We start from the raw sequence: 15,535 nt of genomic DNA on the forward strand, positions 1-15,535 counted from the left end.
CCCCCCCCCCCCCCCCCCCGCCGGGCACCACCCCCCCCCCCCGCCCGGGGCGCTCCGGGTGCACCCCGCCCGCGCGCCCCCACGGCCGCATCCGGCTATGCTCGGACCGGCACCATCGCACGGGCCGTTAGCTCAATTGGCAGAGCAGGGGACTTTTAATCCCTTGGTTGTGGGTTCGAGTCCCACACGGCCTACCGAAAGGCCCCAGGTCAGCGCTTGCTCGACCTGGGGTCGTCCGCTTTCACGATCCGCTCCACCGCCGCCGTCACCAGGGCGTCCCGTTCCGGTCCGGTGAGCACCTCGGGCAGGGTGAGCTGTTCGACGATGAGCCAGTTCAGGGCCAGGTAGAGGAGTTTGACGGCCGTGGCGTCGCCGGGCAGGCCGCTGGACTCGTGGTAGGCGAGGTTGGCGGCGAGGTCGGCGCGGACGCGTTCGGTGAGGACGGCGCGCAGTTCCGGCCGGCGGGTGGCTTCCAGGCGGAGTTCCAGCAGGGCGAGGTAGCCGGTGCGGAAGGAGGCGACGCGGCCGACGAGTTCACGCATCAGCTGCGCGTAGGTGTCCCGGTCCCGGTCGGCGGTCCGGTGCCGTTCGAGGGTCGTCTCGTCGGGCTGGAGCCGCTCGTAGACGCGGGCGCCGGCCTGGGTGAGCAGGTCGTCGCGGCTGCCGAAGTAGTTGGACGCGGTGCCGGTGGGTACGGCGGCCTCGGCGTCCACCGCCCGGAAGGTCAGCCCCCGCGCGCCCTCCCGGGCCAGCACCTCGATCGCCGCGTCGACGAGTGCCGCGCGCCGCTGGTCGTTGCGTCTCACCATGGGTCTCGGCTCCGGGTGCGCTGGGATTCGGACATCACTCCGGGCAGAGTACTGCGTGCGCAGTGGTGTGCGGGGGGCGCGGGCTAGGGCGCCCGGTACGCCCGCAGGAAGGCGCTCACCCCGCCCCTGAGCAGGCGGTCCGTCTCCGGTTCCGGCAGGGGGAAGACGCCGTAGTGGGTGGCCTGGACGATCCGGTGCGAGATCAGGGCGGTGAAGTGGCTCGCCGCCAGGGCCGCGTCGCCGTGCAGGTCCAGCAGGCCGGCGTCCTCCAGGTGGGCCATCGCCTCGGTGAGGGCGCGGCCGACCGGTTCCGGGCCGGCCTCGTGCCAGGCCTTGAGCACCTCGGGCGGTACGTGGTCGGCCTCCGCGTGGATGTGCCGGACCAGGGCGAAGTGGTTGGCGTAGTCGGCCATGAGCCCGTGGAAGCCGCGGGCCAGGGAGACCAGGTCCCGTTCGAGGTCGTCGGGGTGCGGCGGGCGCTCCGGGTCCAGCACGGCGTGCAGGCGCGCGAGTTGGGCGTCCCGGACGTCGCTCGACGTCCAGGTCACGACCGTCTGGAATAGCTGCGCCTTGCCGCCGGGGAAGTGGTTGTAGAGCGTGCGGGTGGAGACGCCGGCGGCGGCGGCGAGCGCGTCGACCGAGGCGCGGGCGTAGCCCTCGCGGCCGAAGACCGTGCAGGCCGCGCTCGCGAGAGCCATCTGCTTCTGCAGCTTGCGCGGTGACACCTCGCGCTGCGCCTGCTCCAGGCGGGACTCGTTCGTCTGGCCCACGCTCGCCTCCTTCGTGACCTGACCACTCTAACCGACTTACAACGCCCGTTGTAATTTCTACAACGCTCGTTGTACTTTGCTGTCCGGGGCGGTCGCCACGAGCGGTCGCCCGGCACCGACTTCACTCCCAGGGGGACAGCTGTGTCCGTTTCCGCTTCCGTTTCCGATTCCGCTTCCGGCGCCCGTGCCGCCGAGGACCGTCCGCTCCGGGTCGCCGTCATCGTCGGCAGCGTGCGCGAGGGACGCCTGGGGCCGGCCGTCACCGAGTGGTTCCTGACCACCGCCGCCGCCCTCGACCCCGGCCTCGAACTGGACGTCGTCGACCTCGCCGAGGTCGACCTGCCGCTGGTGCTGCCCGGCTGGGGCGGCACGCCGGGCCCCGAGGCCGTCGCCGCGCTGCGGGAGGTCTCGCCGCGGCTCGCCGCCGCCGACGCGTTCGTGGTCGTCACGCCCGAGTACAACCACAGCTTCCCGGCGGTACTGAAGAACCTCATCGACTGGCACCTGCGCGAATGGCAGGCCAAGCCGGTCGGCTTCGTGTCGTACGGCGGTCTCGGCGGCGGGCTGCGCGCGGTCGAGCAGCTCCGGCTGGTCTTCGCCGAGCTGCACGCCGTGACGGTGCGCGACTCGGTCAGCCTGCACGGCCCCTGGTCCGGGCTCGGCGAGGAGGGCGTCCCGCGCGACGCCGAGGTGTGCACCGGGGCCGCCAAGGGCATGCTCGGCCAGCTCACCTGGTGGGCCCGGGCCCTGCGCACGGCCCGCGCCGAGCGTCCCTACGCGGGCTGAGGGGACGGCACCCGATGACCGCCTCCGCCTCCACGCCGGGCGTGGCCTCCGCTTCGGCCTCCGCCCCGGCGCCCGCCCCGCCCACCGCCCTCTACCGGGTCGTCACCGTCGTGGTCCTCGGCACGGTGATGGCCGTGCTCGACATGACGATCGTGAACGTCGCGATGCGGCGGCTCTCGGAGTCGTTCGGGGCGCCCTTGCAGACCATGCAGTGGACCGCGACGGCGTACACGCTGGCGCTGGCCGCGGTCATTCCGACGGCCGGCTGGGCGATGGCCCGGATCGGCGCGAAGCGGACGTACGTGACGGCGCTGGTGCTGTTCACCCTGGGCTCGCTGCTCGCCGCCTGCGCCTGGGACGCGGGCAGTCTGATCGCCTTCCGTGCGGTGCAGGGGCTGGGCGGCGGGCTGTTGCAGCCGGTCGGCATGGCGATGGGCATGCGGGTCGCGGACCGGGCCCGGCTCGGCCGGGCGATGGGCCTGCTGGGGCTGCCGATCCTCGTCGGCCCGGTCGCCGGCCCCGTGCTCGGCGGCTGGCTGGTGGACTCCGCGTCCTGGCACTGGATCTTCCTGATCAACCTGCCGGTCGGCGCCCTGGCCCTGGTCCTCGCGGCCCGCCTGCTGCCGGGGGACGCCCCGGACGCCCGGGGCCAGGAGCCGCCCCGGCTGGACGTCCCCGGCCTGCTGATGCTCTCGCCCGGCCTGGCCCTGCTCCTGTACGGCCTCGCCCGCGGCGGCGAACAAGGTGACTTCACGACCCCCGGCACGTTGCTGCCGACCCTCGCCGGGACCGCGCTGGCGGCGACCTTCGTACGGCGGGCGCTCACCGTCCGCGCCCCGCTGCTGGACCTGCGGCTGCTGCGGGACCGCACCTTCGCCGCCGGTATCGGCACGCTCGCCCTGTTCACCTGCGGCTACTTCGGCTCGATGCTGCTGGGTCCGCTGTACTGGCAGCAGGAGCGGGGGGAGACCGCGGCGGCGGCCGGGCTGCTCGGGGCGCCGGTCGGGCTCATGGTCGGAGCGACGATGCAGGTCGCCGCCCGGCGGATCGACAAGACCGTCCCGCGCCGGCTGGTCGCGGCCGGCTGCGCGGTGGCCGCGCTCGGCATGGCCCTGCTGGCCTGGCAGACCGGGACGGCCGGGGTCGCGCCCTGGCGGATCGTCGCCGCGGGCATGGTGATGGGGATGGGGGCCGGGATGACGCTGATGCCGACGATGACCACCGCGACCCGGGGGCTGTCCCCGGACCGGCTGGCCGGCGCGAGCACCGCGCTCAGCATCAACTCCCAGCTGGCCGCGTCGGTCGGCACGGCCCTGCTGTCGGTGCTGCTGGGCGCGGCGGGCCAGACCCCGTCCGGCTTCCGCCTCACCTACACGGTCGCGGCCACCCTCCTGGCCCTCGCCACCCTCCCGGCCCTCCACCTCCCGGCTCACCGCGAGACCGAACACTGACTCACAGCGGGGAGCGCCCTGGAATCCACCGCCACCGGGGCGGCTGCCCTGGTCCGCGGTTGGGGCCGCTGCCCCGGTCCGCCGTCGTGGCCGCCCGGCTCGTCACCGGAGCCGGCCTTCGGCTCGTGGTCTGGGGTGATCCCTCGGCTCCCTGTCGGGGGTGGATCCCGGTTCGCTGCCGGGGTCGTCCTTGGGACCGCCGTCGGGGCCGCCGCCCTGATCCGCCGCCGGGGCCGGCTTCCGGCTCGTGGTCTGGGGTGATCCCTCGGCTCCCTGTGGGGGGTGGATCCCGGTTCGCTGCCGGGGTCGTCCTTGGGACCGCCGTCGGGGCCGCCGCCCTGATCCGCCGCCGCGGCCGGCTTCCGGCTCGTGGTCTGGGGTGATCCCTCGGCTCCCTGTGGGGGGTGGATCCCGGTTCACCGCCGGGGTTGTCCTTGGGGCCGCCGCTCTGGTCCGCCGGGGTCGTCCTTGGGACCGCCGTCGGGGCCGCCGCCCTGGTTCGCCGCCGCGGCCGGCTTCCGGCTCGTGGTCTGGGGTGATCCCTCGGCTCCCTGTGGGGGGATCCCGGTTCACCGCCGGGGTTGTCCTTGGGGCCGCCGCTCTGGTCCGCCGTCGGGGCCGCTGCCCTGGTTCGCCGCCGGGGCCGGCTTCCGGCTCGTGGTCTGGGGGATCCTCCGGCTCCCTGTCGGGGGGTGGATCCCGGCTCGCCACCGAAGTTTGTCCTCGGGGCCACCGTCGGGGCCGCTGCCCCGGTCCGCGGTTGGGGCCGCCCGGCTCGTCACCGGGGCCGGCCTTCGGCTCGCGGTCTGGGGGGATCCCTCAGCTCCCTGTGGGGGCCGGATCCCGGCTCGCCGTCGGGGTTGTTCGGATCCGCCGTCAGCGTCGCTGCCTTGGTCAGCGGTCAGGGGCGCCGCCCCGGCCCGCCGCTGGAGTCGATCGCTCGGCTCGCCGTCAGCGGGCTGCACGCGGCCCCCGTCGGGGGTGACCCCCAGCCCGCCGGCGACGCGCGGTCCCCGTCGGCTAGCGCGCCGTCAGTTCCGCCAGGGGCAGGGTGTGCTGGGTCTGGAGGACCTTCGCGCGGAGGTAGCGGACGTTGTGGGCGGTGGGGAAGACGCCGGTCGGCACCCGGTCACGGACCGCGAGGCCCAGGGAGCGCAGCTGCCCGGCCTTGTCGGGGTTGTTGGACAGCAGGTCCAGCTCGGTGACGCCGAGGGCGGTGAGCATCTGCGCGGCGGCCGTGTAGTCGCGGGCGTCCTCCGGCAGGCCGAGGGCGGCGTTCGCCTCGTAGGTGTCGAGCCCCTGGTCCTGGAGGGCGTACGCGTCGAGCTTGTTGTAGAGGCCGATGCCGCGGCCCTCCTGCCGGAGGTAGAGCAGTACGCCGCCGCGGGTCGCGATGCGCTCGACGGCCTCGCGCAGCTGCGGACCGCAGTCGCAGCGGGCCGAACCGAAGACGTCACCGGTCAGGCACTCGGAGTGCAGCCGCACCAGCGGGACCGGGCCGGGGTCGCCGAGGACGAGGGCGAGGTGCTCCCGGCCGTCGGTGAGGCCGTGGAAGGTGACGACTTCCGCGTCGGCGCCGTAGCCGTCGGCGAAGCGCAGCGGTACCCGGACGCGGGCGCGCGGGGTGGCGGCGGGGATGTCGGGCATGCGGGTACCTCCGAGGTTTGCTTCAGATTTGAAGCAGTGCTTCGCAGGGACCCTATCGCTGCTTAAAAGTTAAAGCAATTGAGGCCGCAGCTCAGCCGGACCCGGGCGGCTACCCGGCCCGCTACGGTGAACAGGACGAACGGCGCCGCCACGGGACGTCCCCCGCACCGGACTCGGCGCCCTCGCCCTGCAGCCCGCGCGCGACCCCCGTACAGATCTCCTCCAGCTGCCCCACCTGCTCCGGCGTGAGCCGGTCGAACAGCGCGGTACGCACCGCTTCGACGTGCCCGGGTGCCGTACGCTCCAGTACGGCCATCCCCTCGTCCGTCAGCACCGCGAGCGAGCCGCGCTTGTCCCAGCGGCAGTTCTCCCGGCGCACCAGGCCGTCCCGCTCCAGCCGGGTCACCACGTACGTCAGCCGGCTGCGGGTGATCTTCAGCGTCTCGGCCAGGTCGGTCATGCGCAGCCGCCGGTCGGGGGCCTCGGAGAGGTTGGCCAGCACCGTGTAGAACAGGTGCGGCATGCCGCCCTCCTGCTGGAGCTGCCGGTCGATCGCGTCCTCCAGGAGGCGGGAGGCGGCGATGTAGGCGCGCCAGGCGCGCTGTTCCTCCGGGGTGAGCCAGCGGGTCGTCATGCCGCCAGTGTAGGTTTGTTTCAAACTTGAACCAAGTCGTACAGCCGCCCGACAAGCCCTGTCAGCCCCCCGCCTCCGGAAAAGAGAGCGCGCCGATGCCCCTGCCGTACGTGCTGCTGTCCGCCGCCGTCTCCCTCGACGGCTACCTGGACGACACCGGCCCCGAGCGGCTCCTGCTGTCCAGCCCGGCCGACTTCGACCGGGTCGACGCGGTACGGGCCTCCGTCGACGCCATCCTCGTCGGCGCCGGCACGATCCGCGCCGACAATCCCCGTCTGCTGGTGAACTCGGCCGAGCGGCGCGCGGCCCGCACGGCGGCGGGCGAGCCGGAGTACCCGCTGAAGGTCACCGTCACCGCCACCGGCGACCTCGACCCGGCCGCCCACTTCTGGCACACCGGCGGCGAGAAGCTCGTCTACACCACCGACCGCGGCGCCGAACGGGCCGCCCGCCTCCTCGGACCCACCGCCGACGTCGTCCCGCTCGGCCCCGCCCTGGACTGGCGGGCCCTGCTGGAGCACCTGCACGACGTGCGCGGGGTCGGACGCCTGATGGTCGAGGGCGGCGGCACGGTCCACACCCAGCTCCTCCAGCAGGGACTCGGCGACGAGCTCCAACTGGTCCTCGCCCCGCTGTTCGTCGGCGATCCCGCGGCGCCCCGCCTCTTCGGCCCGGGGGCCTACCAGCCGGGACGCCTCCGCCTGCTCGACACCCGCCGGATCGAGGACGTCGTGCTCATGCGGTACGTGCCGACGGCCCCCGGTACCGGCCCGCTGCCCACCGCCGCGGACCGCCACTGGCTGCGCACCGCCTGCGAGCTGGCCGCGCAGTGCCCGCCCTCGCAGACGGCGTTCAGCGTCGGGGCGGTGGTGGTGGCCGCCGACGGGACGGAGCTGGCGCGCGGGTTCTCGCGGGAGGGGACCGATCCGGTGGTGCACGCGGAGGAGGCGGCGCTCGCCAAGATCGATCCGGCCGATCCGCGGGTGGCCGCCGCGACGGTGTACAGCAGTCTGGAGCCGTGCGCCCGCCGGGCGTCCCGGCCGGCGCCCTGCGCGGAGCTGATCCTGCGGGCGGGGGTGCGCAGGGTCGTCACCGCGTGGCGTGAACCCGACACGTTCGTCCACGCGGCCGACGGGACCGGGGTCCTCGTCGCCGGAGGTGCGCAGGTGGTCGTGCTGCCCGAGCTGGAGGACCTCGCCAAGGCGCCGAACGCCCACCTGCTGTGAGCGCCGGCCCGGCTGCCGTGAACGGCACGGCAGCCGGGTGTGCCGGAAACACTCAGGGCCCGGAATCCAGTGGATTCCGGGCCCTGAGTCTTCAGTAGCGGGGACAGGATTTGAACCTGCGACCTCTGGGTTATGAGCCCAGCGAGCTACCGAGCTGCTCCACCCCGCGTCGTTGTGACTCCAGTGTACGCCATGCGCGGGACCGCTCGCACACCCCTTTCGGTCCACAGGGGTCGCCCGGTGTCCCGGGGCCCGGAAACCTGGAGGTACGTCGGACATGTGGGAGACACGCGGTGCGCCCTGGAAAGGTGGAGGAGAGCCCGTACGTCAGGGCGGGCGGCCGGCTTCCCGGCGATCCCGTGCCCGACCCCGGGCCGGGCGCCGAGCCCGCGCCGGTGCGGGTCCGCCGCCGCCCGGGGCCGCGCGGCCTGGCCCGCGCGCTGCCCGTGCTCCTCGTCGGCTGCGGGGTCCTGTACGGCCTGCTCACCCCGGAGGCCTTCACCCCGGTCCCCTTCTTCACCGCCGCCCCGCTGGCCGCCGCCCCCCTCTCCGCGCTGCGCACCACCGTGCTCACCGGCCTCGCGTCCCTCGCCGCCGCCTACGCCGTGCACACCGACGCCGGTGCCCACCCGACCGTGGGCACCGTCACCGACGTGGTCACCGTGGCCACGGTCGCCCTGCTGGCCGCCGCCATCAACCGGGTGGTCCGGCGCGGGGACCGGCAGCTCGCCTCCGCCCGCGAGATCGCCGAGGCCGCCCAGCGGGCCGTCCTGCCCGAGCCCGCCGCACGGATCGGCGGCTTCGAGATCGCCGCCCGCTACGAGGCGGCGCGGCAGGACGCGTTCATCGGCGGCGACCTGTACGCGGTGCAGGACAGCCCGCACGGCGTCCGGCTGGTCGTCGGGGACGTGCGCGGCAAGGGCATGGGCGCGGTGGCCGCCGTCGCCGTGGTGATCGGCGCGTTCCGGGAGGCGGCCGAGCAGGAGGCCACGCTGGAGCAGGTGGCCGAGCGGCTGGAGCGGGCGCTGGCCCGCGAGGGCACCCGCCGCGACGGCATCGACGCGCTCGAGGGGTTCACCACCGCGGTCCTCGCCGAACTCCCGCACGGCGAGGGGCTCGTACGGATCGTCAACCGCGGCCACCCGCCGCCGCTGCTGCTGCACGCCGACGGCACCCTGCGCACCCTGGCCGCCGCCGAGCCCGCGCTCCCGCTGGGCATGGGCGACCTGGGCCTGTGGCGGGACCGGGCCACCGAGGCCTGCTTCCCGAGCGGCGCCACCCTGCTCTTCCACACCGACGGCCTCTCGGAGGCCCGGGACGCCCACGGCCGGTTCTACGACCCCGAGCGGCGGCTCGCCGGGCGCACCTTCCCCGGCCCGGCCGCGCTGCTCGGCCGGCTCGCCGCGGAGGTGCGCCGGCACTGCGGCGGTGACATGACCGACGACATGGCGCTGCTCGCCGTACGACGGCCCTGACGTTCGTCACCCAAGGTGACCGGACGAGCGCCCTCCGCATAACATCTGAGTCACCATCAAAACCTGAAGTGACTGCTGAACTCTTCCGAGGTCCGGCCAACTCGCCCGTTTTGGCGGGGTAGCGGGCGATAACTCCGCCGGTGAAAACGTTAACGATCAAGCCGAACGGCTTGGAAAGTGACTGGCAAGTCTATTAACGTTCGATAACGCAGCGCGGTCGTCCCAGCCGTCACCAGAGGCGGCTCCGTGCGCACGCGCCGAATCCCGCAAGGGAACCGGGGAACCACCACCTTGGGGTGAATCACGCGGATGCCGTCGTGAACTCATCGAGTCCACGACCGGTATACGCGCGTAGGAGACCTTCCTGCTCCGAACCCGTCAGCTAACCCGGTAGGCGGAGGAAGGAAAGGAGTACGCCCGCGTGGCGTCCAACCGGCCTGCCCCAGAAGCCCCCTTCATACCGGCTCAGCGCGAGACCGACACCTTCGGTTACGGCTCCTACCGCGCCGAGGAGGGCACCTGGGAGGAGTGGAACCCGACCGAGGAATCCGTCGCCCCGGTCCGTGGCCGGCACCGCGTCGCCAAGCAGCGCGGCGGCTTCGCGCGCAGCTCCACCGTCCTCGGCGTCGGCGTCATGGCCGCGGTCGGCGCGGGCGGCATGGCCAGCGCCAACACCGGCAAGCCGCCGGTCTCCATCTCCCTTCCGGACCTGCCCTCCGTCGGCTCCCTCTTCGAGGACGGCTCCGGCGACGCCCCGGCCGCCGAGGCCACCACCACGCTCAGCAGCGTCGGCGTGGCCACCGCGGACGCCGAGGACGGCACCGACGCGGGCGAGGCCCTGCGCAACCGGATCATGGCCCAGGCCGAGCAGCAGCAGGGCCAGGCCGACAGCAAGGCCACCGCCGTCGCGCTCGCCGCCGCCGAGAAGAAGGCCGCCGACGCCGCCGCCCAGGCCGAGAAGGAAGCCGCCGCCAAGGCCGCCGCGGCCAAGGAGAAGGCGGAGGCCGCCGCCGAGAAGAAGGCCGAGGAGGCGCGGCTGGCCCGGCTGGCCAAGCAGTACACGCTGCCGACCTCCTCGTACACGATCACCTCGACGTTCGGCCAGGCCGGTTCGATGTGGTCCTCCGGCTACCACACGGGTCTGGACTTCGCCGCCCCCACCGGCACCCTGATCAAGGCCGTGCACAGCGGCACGATCACCGAGGCGGGCTGGGCCGGCTCCTACGGCTACCGCACGATCCTCACCCTGGACGACGGCACCGAGCTGTGGTTCTGCCACCAGTCCTCGATCAACGTCAAGGCCGGCCAGAAGGTCTCCACTGGCGAGGTCATCGGCCGCGTCGGCGCCACCGGCAACGTCACCGGCCCGCACCTGCACCTGGAGGTCCACCCCGGCGGCCAGGCCACCGGGATCGACCCCATGGCGTGGCTGCGCGGCAAGGGCCTCACCCCCTGACGTCCCCGCCCCGCGCGGGGCACTTCGCGGGAAATCGACGCCGGTGGCGGAATGCGATCATCCGTCACCGGCGTTGAGCTGTCGTATGACGTCACTTCGTAAACTGGGCTCTTCCGATCTCGAGGTCTTCCCGCTCGCCCTGGGCGGCAACGTCTTCGGCTGGACCGCGGACGAACAGGCCTCCTTCGCCGTCCTCGACGCCTACACGGCGGCCGGCGGCAACTTCATCGACACCGCCGACGCCTACTCCGCCTGGGTCGAGGGCAACCAGGGCGGCGAGTCGGAGACGATCATCGGCAAGTGGGTCAGGGCCCGCGGCAACCGCTCCGACGTCGTCATCGCCACCAAGGTCAGCCAGCACCCGGAGTACCAGGGGCTGTCCGCCGCCAACATCAAGGCCGCGGCCGACGCCTCCCTGCGCCGCCTGGACACCGACTACATCGACCTCTACTACACCCACTTCGACAAGCCCGAGGTGCCGGTCGAGGAGATCATCGGCGCGCTGGACGAGCTGGTGAAGGCCGGCAAGGTCCGGCAGATCGCCGCGTCCAACATCACCCCCGAGCGCCTGCGGGCCTCCCTGGAGTTCTCCGACCGCGAGGGCCTCGCCCGCTACGTCGCCCTCCAGCCGCACTACAACCTGGTCTCCCGGGACACCTACGAGGGCCCGCTGCAGGACCTCGCCGCCCGCGAGGGGCTGGCCGCCGTCCCGTACTTCTCCCTCGCCTCGGGCTTCCTCACCGGCAAGTACCGGCCCGGCACGACCGTCGACAGCGCCCGCGCCGGCGGCGCCGAGAAGTACGCCGGCACCGAGCGCGGCCAGAAGGTCCTCGCGGCCCTGGACGAGGTCGCCGCCGCGCACGAGGCCCCGGTGGCCACCGTCGCCCTGGCCTGGCTCGCCGCCCAGCCGACGATCACCGCCCCGATCGCCTCGGCCCGGACGGTGGAACAGCTGCCGGCGCTGCTGGGCGTGGCCGAGCTGACCCTCACGGACACCGAGGTGGCCCACCTGACGGAGGCGTCCGCCTAGGGGCCCCTCCGGATCCTCCCGATGTCGCGGGGGCCCGGCAGGCCCACCATCCGCGACACCGGGGCCCCGCCCGGGCCGGCCAGCAGTGCGGCCGCTCGGCGCGGGCCTGAGCTGTTTGGCGCGGCCCTGATCCGAAAGAGAGGCGCTGGCCCTTCGCACCGGGACCGCCCGATCCGGTGGTGCCGCGCCCTCGTCGGCTTTTGGGTTTGCGGCGGCCCGGTCTGGCGGTGCCGCGCCCGTGTCGGCCCTTCGCACCGGGGCGGCGGCCGGGTCTGGCGGTGCTGCGCCCTCGTCGGCTTTTGGGTTTGCGGCGGCCCGGTCTGGTGGTGCCGCGGCCGTGTCGGTCCTTCGCACCGGGGCGGCCCGGTCTGCCGGGGCCACGCCGGCGTCGGTCCTTGGGTTTGCGGCGGCCCGGTCTGGTGGTGCCGCGGCCGTGTCGGTCCTTCGCACCGGGGCGGCCGGGTCTGCCGGGGCCACGCCGGCGTCGGTCCTTGGGTTTGCGGCGGCCCGGTCTGGCGGTGCCGCGCCCGTGTCGGCCCTTCGCACCGGGACGGCTCGGTCCGGCGGTGCCACGGCCGTGTCGGCCCTTCGCACCCGGACGGCCCGGTCTGGCGGTGCCGTGCTCTCGACGGTCCTTGGCTTTGCGGTGGCCCGGGCCGGCGTGCCGTGCCCCGTCGGCCCCGGGGCTACGTCCGGTACGGGTTGTACGCGGCGTACGGCATCGCCGGATACCCGTAGGGCGCCGGCTGCCAGTGCGTCGGCGCCGGTACGGAGGCCCGGCTCGCGTACTCCAGGGCCGGCCGGGCCACGTGCCTGCGCTTCCACAGCTCGTCCAGCAGCTCCCGCTCCCGCACGACGAAGTCGGCCCCGGCCTTCCCCGCCCGGCCCCGGTGCCGCAGGAAGGCCAGCGAGGTGGCGTACGCCTCGTACCGGGCGACCTCCCGCGCCGCCGGGCGCCCGTGGTGGTGCCGGGCGTAGTCCCGGGCCATCCGCCGCGCCCGCATCGAGCCGAGCGCGAACGGCTCGGCCGGCCCCAGCCACCCGGCCAGCACATACGCCGGCAGCTCCGCCCGCACCGTGCGCAGCTCCCGCTGCCGGGTCCAGATCGCCAGCCAGGTCAGCAGCGCGAACGCGGGCACCATGAAGGCGCCGTAGACGGCGAAGAAGCCGTACTCGCCGAAGGTGGAGGAGCCGTTCCAGAAGGCGTGCATGCCCATCGCGAGCAGCAGGCCGCAGACCGGCAGCAGGATCCGCCGCAGATGCTGCCGCTCGGCCGACAGGGCGGCGATGCCGAAGCCGATACCGGTGAGGACGGTGAACAGGGGGTGCGCGAACGGGGACATCACGACGCGCACGAAGAAGGTGGCGGCGGTGACGGAGGCGATGCCGCGGTCGCCGGTGAGCTGGTCGGTACCGAAGGCCGTACCGAGGTAGAGGATGTTCTCGGTGAACGCGAAACCGGTGGCGGTGACCCCCGCGATCACCACCCCGTCCACGATGCCGGTGAAGTCGCGCCGGCGGAAGAGGAAGACCAGCAGCACGGCGGCGGCCTTCGCGGACTCCTCCACGATCGGGGCTATCACCGTGGCGCCGAGCGTGTCGGCGCCGGCCGGGTCCGCGGTGGAGGTGGCAATCCACTTCGTCGCGAAGCTGTTGGCCAGGATGGCTATCAGCGCCGCCGCACAGGCTCCCCAGGCGAAGGAGAACACCAGGTTCCGCCAGGGGCCGGGCTGCACCCGGTCCAGCCAGCGGAAGGCGGCTATCAGCCAGGGCACGGGCAGCACGGCCAGGCCGAGCCCGACGACGAAGCCCTCCGTGCCGGTCTGCCTCCGCACCAGCGCGAGGATGACCAGGCCGGACAGGGCCAGCACGGAACTCAGTGCTCCGTACCGCACCCACCTGCGTTGCCACCAGTGCGGGTGGCGGAGCACACCGTCGCCGGGGCGCGGCGGATACGTCGGAAACGGAGGACTGGTGGCCACGGCATCGACCCTAACGGTGGCGGGGCGAGGGGCTGGAGCGGATCAGCGGTCCTGCTCGGTGGCGCTGTGCGGGACACGCCGGAACAGCAGGTCTCTCACCACATGTCCCTTGTCCAGTCCCTGTCCCTCGAAACGGGTCAGCGGCCGGAAGTCGGGGCGCGGCGCGAAGCCGCCGTCCGGCTGGGTGTTCTCGAAGCCGGGGTGCGCGGTGAGCACGTCCAGCATCTGCTCGGCGTACGGCTCCCAGTCGGTCGCGCAGTGCACGATCGCGCCGGGCCGCAGCCGGGTCGCGGCCAGCGACAGGAACTCGGGCTGGATGAGCCGCCGCTTGTGGTGCCGCTTCTTGGGCCACGGGTCGGGGAAGTAGACGCGCAGTCCGTCCAGCGCGTCCGGACGGAGCATCTCCCGGAGCAGGATGATCGCGTCGCCGTTGCCCACCCGGACGTTCGACAGGCCGTTGCGCTCGGCGAGGTTCAGCAGGTTCCCCTGGCCCGGGGTGTGCACGTCGACGGCCAGGATGTTGGTGTCCGGGTCGCCCGCGGCCATCTGCGCGGTGGCCTCGCCCATCCCGAAGCCGATCTCCAGGACCACCGGGTGGTCGTTCTCGAACAACTCGCCGAGGTCGATCACCCGCTGCCCGTCGATGTCCAGACCCCACGTGGGCCACAGCCGCTGCAGCGCGTCGGCCTGCCCGGCCGTCACCCGGCTCCGCCGCGGCTGGAAGCTGCGGATCCGCCGCTCGAAGTGCGATCCGGCGGGATCCGCCTTGGGCCCGTCGGGAAAGCGCGGCTCGCCCTTGGCCCGGGTGTGCCGGACGGGGGCACCGGGGGCGTGGGGTGCCGAGAGCGGGGCGTCGGGGGTGTTCACGGAGTCAGACACAGTACGACCGATTTTACGGCGCCCCGCGCGGGTGCCCGCTCAGCCGGCCGCCGCGAGCATCTCCAGCACCCGGCGCCCGATCTCCCGCCCGATCGGCAGGGACGCCGTCGCCGCCGGGGACGGGGCGTTGAGCACGTGCACCGCGCGTGCCCCCTCCCGGATCAGGAAGTCGTCGACCAGCGTTCCGTCCCGCAGCACCGCCTGTGCCCGCACCCCGGCCGGGGCCCGCACCAGATCCCCGGCCTCCGCCGCGGGCAGCAGTCTGCGCACGGCCTCCAGGAACGCGCCCTTGGACACCGAGCGGTGTAGCTCACCCGCGCCGTACCGCCAGTGCCGCCGGGCGATCGCCCACGATCCCGGCCACGCCACCGTCCCGGCCAGCTCCCGGGGGCGTACGACCCCCCAGTCGTACCCCTCCCGGGCCAGCGCCGGCACCGCGTTCGGGCCGATGTGCACGCCGCCGTCGATCCCGCGCGTCAGGTGCACCCCGAGGAACGGGAACGCCGGGTCCGGCACCGGATACACCAGCCCCCGCACCAGCTCCGGCCGCGCCAGCTCGTAGTACTCCCCGCGGAACGGCACGATCCGCACCTCCGGGTCGTCGCCGGTCAGCCGGGCCACCTCGTCGCAGTACAGCCCGGCGCAGTTCACCAGCACGCGCGCGCGTACGACGTCCCCGCTCGCGGTGAGCACGGCCACGCCCCGCTCCGGGCGCCGGTCCACCCGCACGGCCTTCGCGCCGTACCGGATCTCCGCCCCGGAGGCCCGCGCCAGCTGCCGGGCGACGCCCACGAAGTCGCACACCCCGGTCGTACCGACGTGTATGGCGGCGAGGCCCTGCACCTCCGGCTCGTACTCGGCGATCTGGGCCGGCCCCAGCTCCCGCACCGGGATGCCGTTCTCCCGGCCCCGCTGCACGAGCGCGTGCAGCCGGGGCAGCTCCTCGCGCTCGGTGGCGACGATCAGCTTGCCGGTGACGGCGTGCGCGATGCCGTACTCGGCGCAGAACTTCACCATCTCGGCGGCGCCCCGCACCGCGTACCGCGCCTTCAGGGAGCCCGGGCGGTAGTAGATCCCGCTGTGGATGACCCCGCTGTTGCGGCCCGTCTGGTGCCGGGCCGGGCCGGGCTCCTTCTCCAGCACGGTCACCCGCGTCCCCGGCGCGGCCCGCGTGATCGCATACGCCGTCGACAGCCCGACGATGCCCCCACCGATCACGAGCACATCACAGTCGTACGCCCCGGCCCGCACCTGCACCACCTCCGCCTCCGATAGTGCACTGCGCCACTGACAGTGCCTTCAAACACCGGGGTACGGCAGGACCGCTCAGGGGCGCGGGGCCGTATCGACATGCGGGCTCCACCGCGTGGGCGCGACGATCCACGGACCA

Annotated in this window: 13 protein-coding genes, 2 tRNA genes and 1 riboswitch; of the genes, 7 read left to right on the plus strand and 8 right to left on the minus strand. The window is 73.9% G+C overall.

The annotated features are described in order from the left end of the window. The first annotated feature begins 121 nt into the window (after nucleotides 1-121). Nucleotides 122-194: transfer RNA gene (locus ABZ923_RS32305), tRNA-Lys, on the plus strand. A 15-nt stretch (nucleotides 195-209) separates the two neighbouring features. Here the strand turns inward: ABZ923_RS32305 and ABZ923_RS32310 are convergent. Together ABZ923_RS32310 and ABZ923_RS32315 are read right to left on the minus strand one after the other, a co-directional pair. After that, nucleotides 210-809 (minus strand): TetR family transcriptional regulator, encoded by a 600-nt coding sequence (locus ABZ923_RS32310; protein ID WP_361478858.1) that lies wholly within the window; start codon nucleotides 807-809, stop codon nucleotides 210-212. A gap of 83 nt (nucleotides 810-892) precedes the next feature. Then, complete coding sequence (locus ABZ923_RS32315; RefSeq protein ID WP_361478861.1) at nucleotides 893-1,579, minus strand: TetR/AcrR family transcriptional regulator; 687 nt, start codon at nucleotides 1,577-1,579, stop codon at nucleotides 893-895. Nucleotides 1,580-1,810: 231 nt separating this feature from the next. Here ABZ923_RS32315 and ABZ923_RS32320 point away from each other — a divergent pair, with 231 nt between their 5' ends. Together ABZ923_RS32320 and ABZ923_RS32325 are read left to right on the plus strand one after the other, a co-directional pair. Next, nucleotides 1,811-2,365: an NAD(P)H-dependent oxidoreductase gene (locus tag ABZ923_RS32320; protein ID WP_361478864.1), complete on the plus strand. Its 555-nt coding sequence runs from the start codon at nucleotides 1,811-1,813 to the stop codon at nucleotides 2,363-2,365. Between the two features lie 14 nt (nucleotides 2,366-2,379). Further along, complete coding sequence (locus ABZ923_RS32325; protein WP_361478867.1) at nucleotides 2,380-3,816, plus strand: DHA2 family efflux MFS transporter permease subunit; 1,437 nt, start codon at nucleotides 2,380-2,382, stop codon at nucleotides 3,814-3,816. Nucleotides 3,817-4,836: 1,020 nt separating this feature from the next. Here the strand turns inward: ABZ923_RS32325 and ribA are convergent. Beyond that, nucleotides 4,837-5,463 (minus strand): GTP cyclohydrolase II, encoded by a 627-nt coding sequence (gene ribA, locus ABZ923_RS32330; RefSeq protein ID WP_361478870.1) that lies wholly within the window; start codon nucleotides 5,461-5,463, stop codon nucleotides 4,837-4,839. Between the two features lie 121 nt (nucleotides 5,464-5,584). Beyond that, on the minus strand, nucleotides 5,585-6,097 hold the full coding sequence (locus ABZ923_RS32335; RefSeq protein ID WP_361478873.1) for a MarR family transcriptional regulator: 513 nt from the start codon (nucleotides 6,095-6,097) through the stop codon (nucleotides 5,585-5,587). Nucleotides 6,098-6,192: 95 nt separating this feature from the next. Between ABZ923_RS32335 and ABZ923_RS32340 the strand changes: the two genes are divergently transcribed. After that, entirely contained in the window at nucleotides 6,193-7,323 is a 1,131-nt protein-coding gene (locus ABZ923_RS32340) for a dihydrofolate reductase family protein (RefSeq protein ID WP_361478876.1), read from the plus strand. Between the two features lie 95 nt (nucleotides 7,324-7,418). On the opposite strand, the gene ABZ923_RS32345 is transcribed toward ABZ923_RS32340, so the two are convergent. Then, nucleotides 7,419-7,492, minus strand: a tRNA-Met gene (locus ABZ923_RS32345). Nucleotides 7,493-7,616: 124 nt separating this feature from the next. Here ABZ923_RS32345 and ABZ923_RS32350 point away from each other — a divergent pair. The 3 genes from ABZ923_RS32350 (at nucleotide 7,617) to ABZ923_RS32360 (ending at nucleotide 11,284) form a co-directional block, all read left to right on the plus strand. Beyond that, nucleotides 7,617-8,798, plus strand: a complete 1,182-nt coding sequence (locus ABZ923_RS32350; protein WP_361478879.1) for a PP2C family protein-serine/threonine phosphatase — start codon at nucleotides 7,617-7,619, stop codon at nucleotides 8,796-8,798. A gap of 245 nt (nucleotides 8,799-9,043) precedes the next feature. After that, nucleotides 9,044-9,212: riboswitch (cyclic di-AMP (ydaO/yuaA leader) on the plus strand. 7 nt (nucleotides 9,213-9,219) lie between these two features. Then, nucleotides 9,220-10,254, plus strand: a complete 1,035-nt coding sequence (locus tag ABZ923_RS32355; RefSeq protein ID WP_361478882.1) for a M23 family metallopeptidase — start codon at nucleotides 9,220-9,222, stop codon at nucleotides 10,252-10,254. A gap of 85 nt (nucleotides 10,255-10,339) precedes the next feature. Beyond that, nucleotides 10,340-11,284, plus strand: coding sequence for an aldo/keto reductase (locus tag ABZ923_RS32360; protein ID WP_361478884.1), 945 nt, complete (start codon nucleotides 10,340-10,342; stop codon nucleotides 11,282-11,284). A gap of 686 nt (nucleotides 11,285-11,970) precedes the next feature. Here the strand turns inward: ABZ923_RS32360 and ABZ923_RS32365 are convergent. From ABZ923_RS32365 to lhgO, 3 genes are read right to left on the minus strand one after another with little or no spacing between them, the layout of a single operon-like run. After that, nucleotides 11,971-13,266, minus strand: coding sequence for a PrsW family intramembrane metalloprotease (locus ABZ923_RS32365; RefSeq protein WP_361478887.1), 1,296 nt, complete (start codon nucleotides 13,264-13,266; stop codon nucleotides 11,971-11,973). Nucleotides 13,267-13,308: 42 nt separating this feature from the next. Next, nucleotides 13,309-14,145 (minus strand): tRNA (guanosine(46)-N7)-methyltransferase TrmB, encoded by an 837-nt coding sequence (gene trmB / locus ABZ923_RS32370; protein ID WP_361478890.1) that lies wholly within the window; start codon nucleotides 14,143-14,145, stop codon nucleotides 13,309-13,311. 39 nt (nucleotides 14,146-14,184) lie between these two features. Further along, nucleotides 14,185-15,405, minus strand: a complete 1,221-nt coding sequence (gene lhgO, locus ABZ923_RS32375) for an L-2-hydroxyglutarate oxidase (protein ID WP_361478893.1) — start codon at nucleotides 15,403-15,405, stop codon at nucleotides 14,185-14,187. Nucleotides 15,406-15,535 lie beyond the last annotated feature (130 nt).

The organism is Streptomyces sp. NPDC046881, from assembly GCF_040645015.1.
Lineage (GTDB): Bacteria > Actinomycetota > Actinomycetes > Streptomycetales > Streptomycetaceae > Streptomyces.

Bases quoted from the DNA above. Each gene is read 5' to 3' on its own strand.
- ABZ923_RS32310 (WP_361478858.1), bottom strand. From the start codon at position 809: ATGGTGAGACGCAACGACCAGCGGCGCGCGGCACTCGTCGACGCGGCG.
- ABZ923_RS32325 (WP_361478867.1), top strand. From the start codon at position 2,380: ATGACCGCCTCCGCCTCCACGCCGGGCGTGGCCTCCGCTTCGGCCTCC.
- ribA (WP_361478870.1), bottom strand. From the start codon at position 5,463: ATGCCCGACATCCCCGCCGCCACCCCGCGCGCCCGCGTCCGGGTACCG.
- ABZ923_RS32335 (WP_361478873.1), bottom strand. From the start codon at position 6,097: ATGACGACCCGCTGGCTCACCCCGGAGGAACAGCGCGCCTGGCGCGCC.
- ABZ923_RS32340 (WP_361478876.1), top strand. From the start codon at position 6,193: ATGCCCCTGCCGTACGTGCTGCTGTCCGCCGCCGTCTCCCTCGACGGC.
- ABZ923_RS32360 (WP_361478884.1), top strand. From the start codon at position 10,340: ATGACGTCACTTCGTAAACTGGGCTCTTCCGATCTCGAGGTCTTCCCG.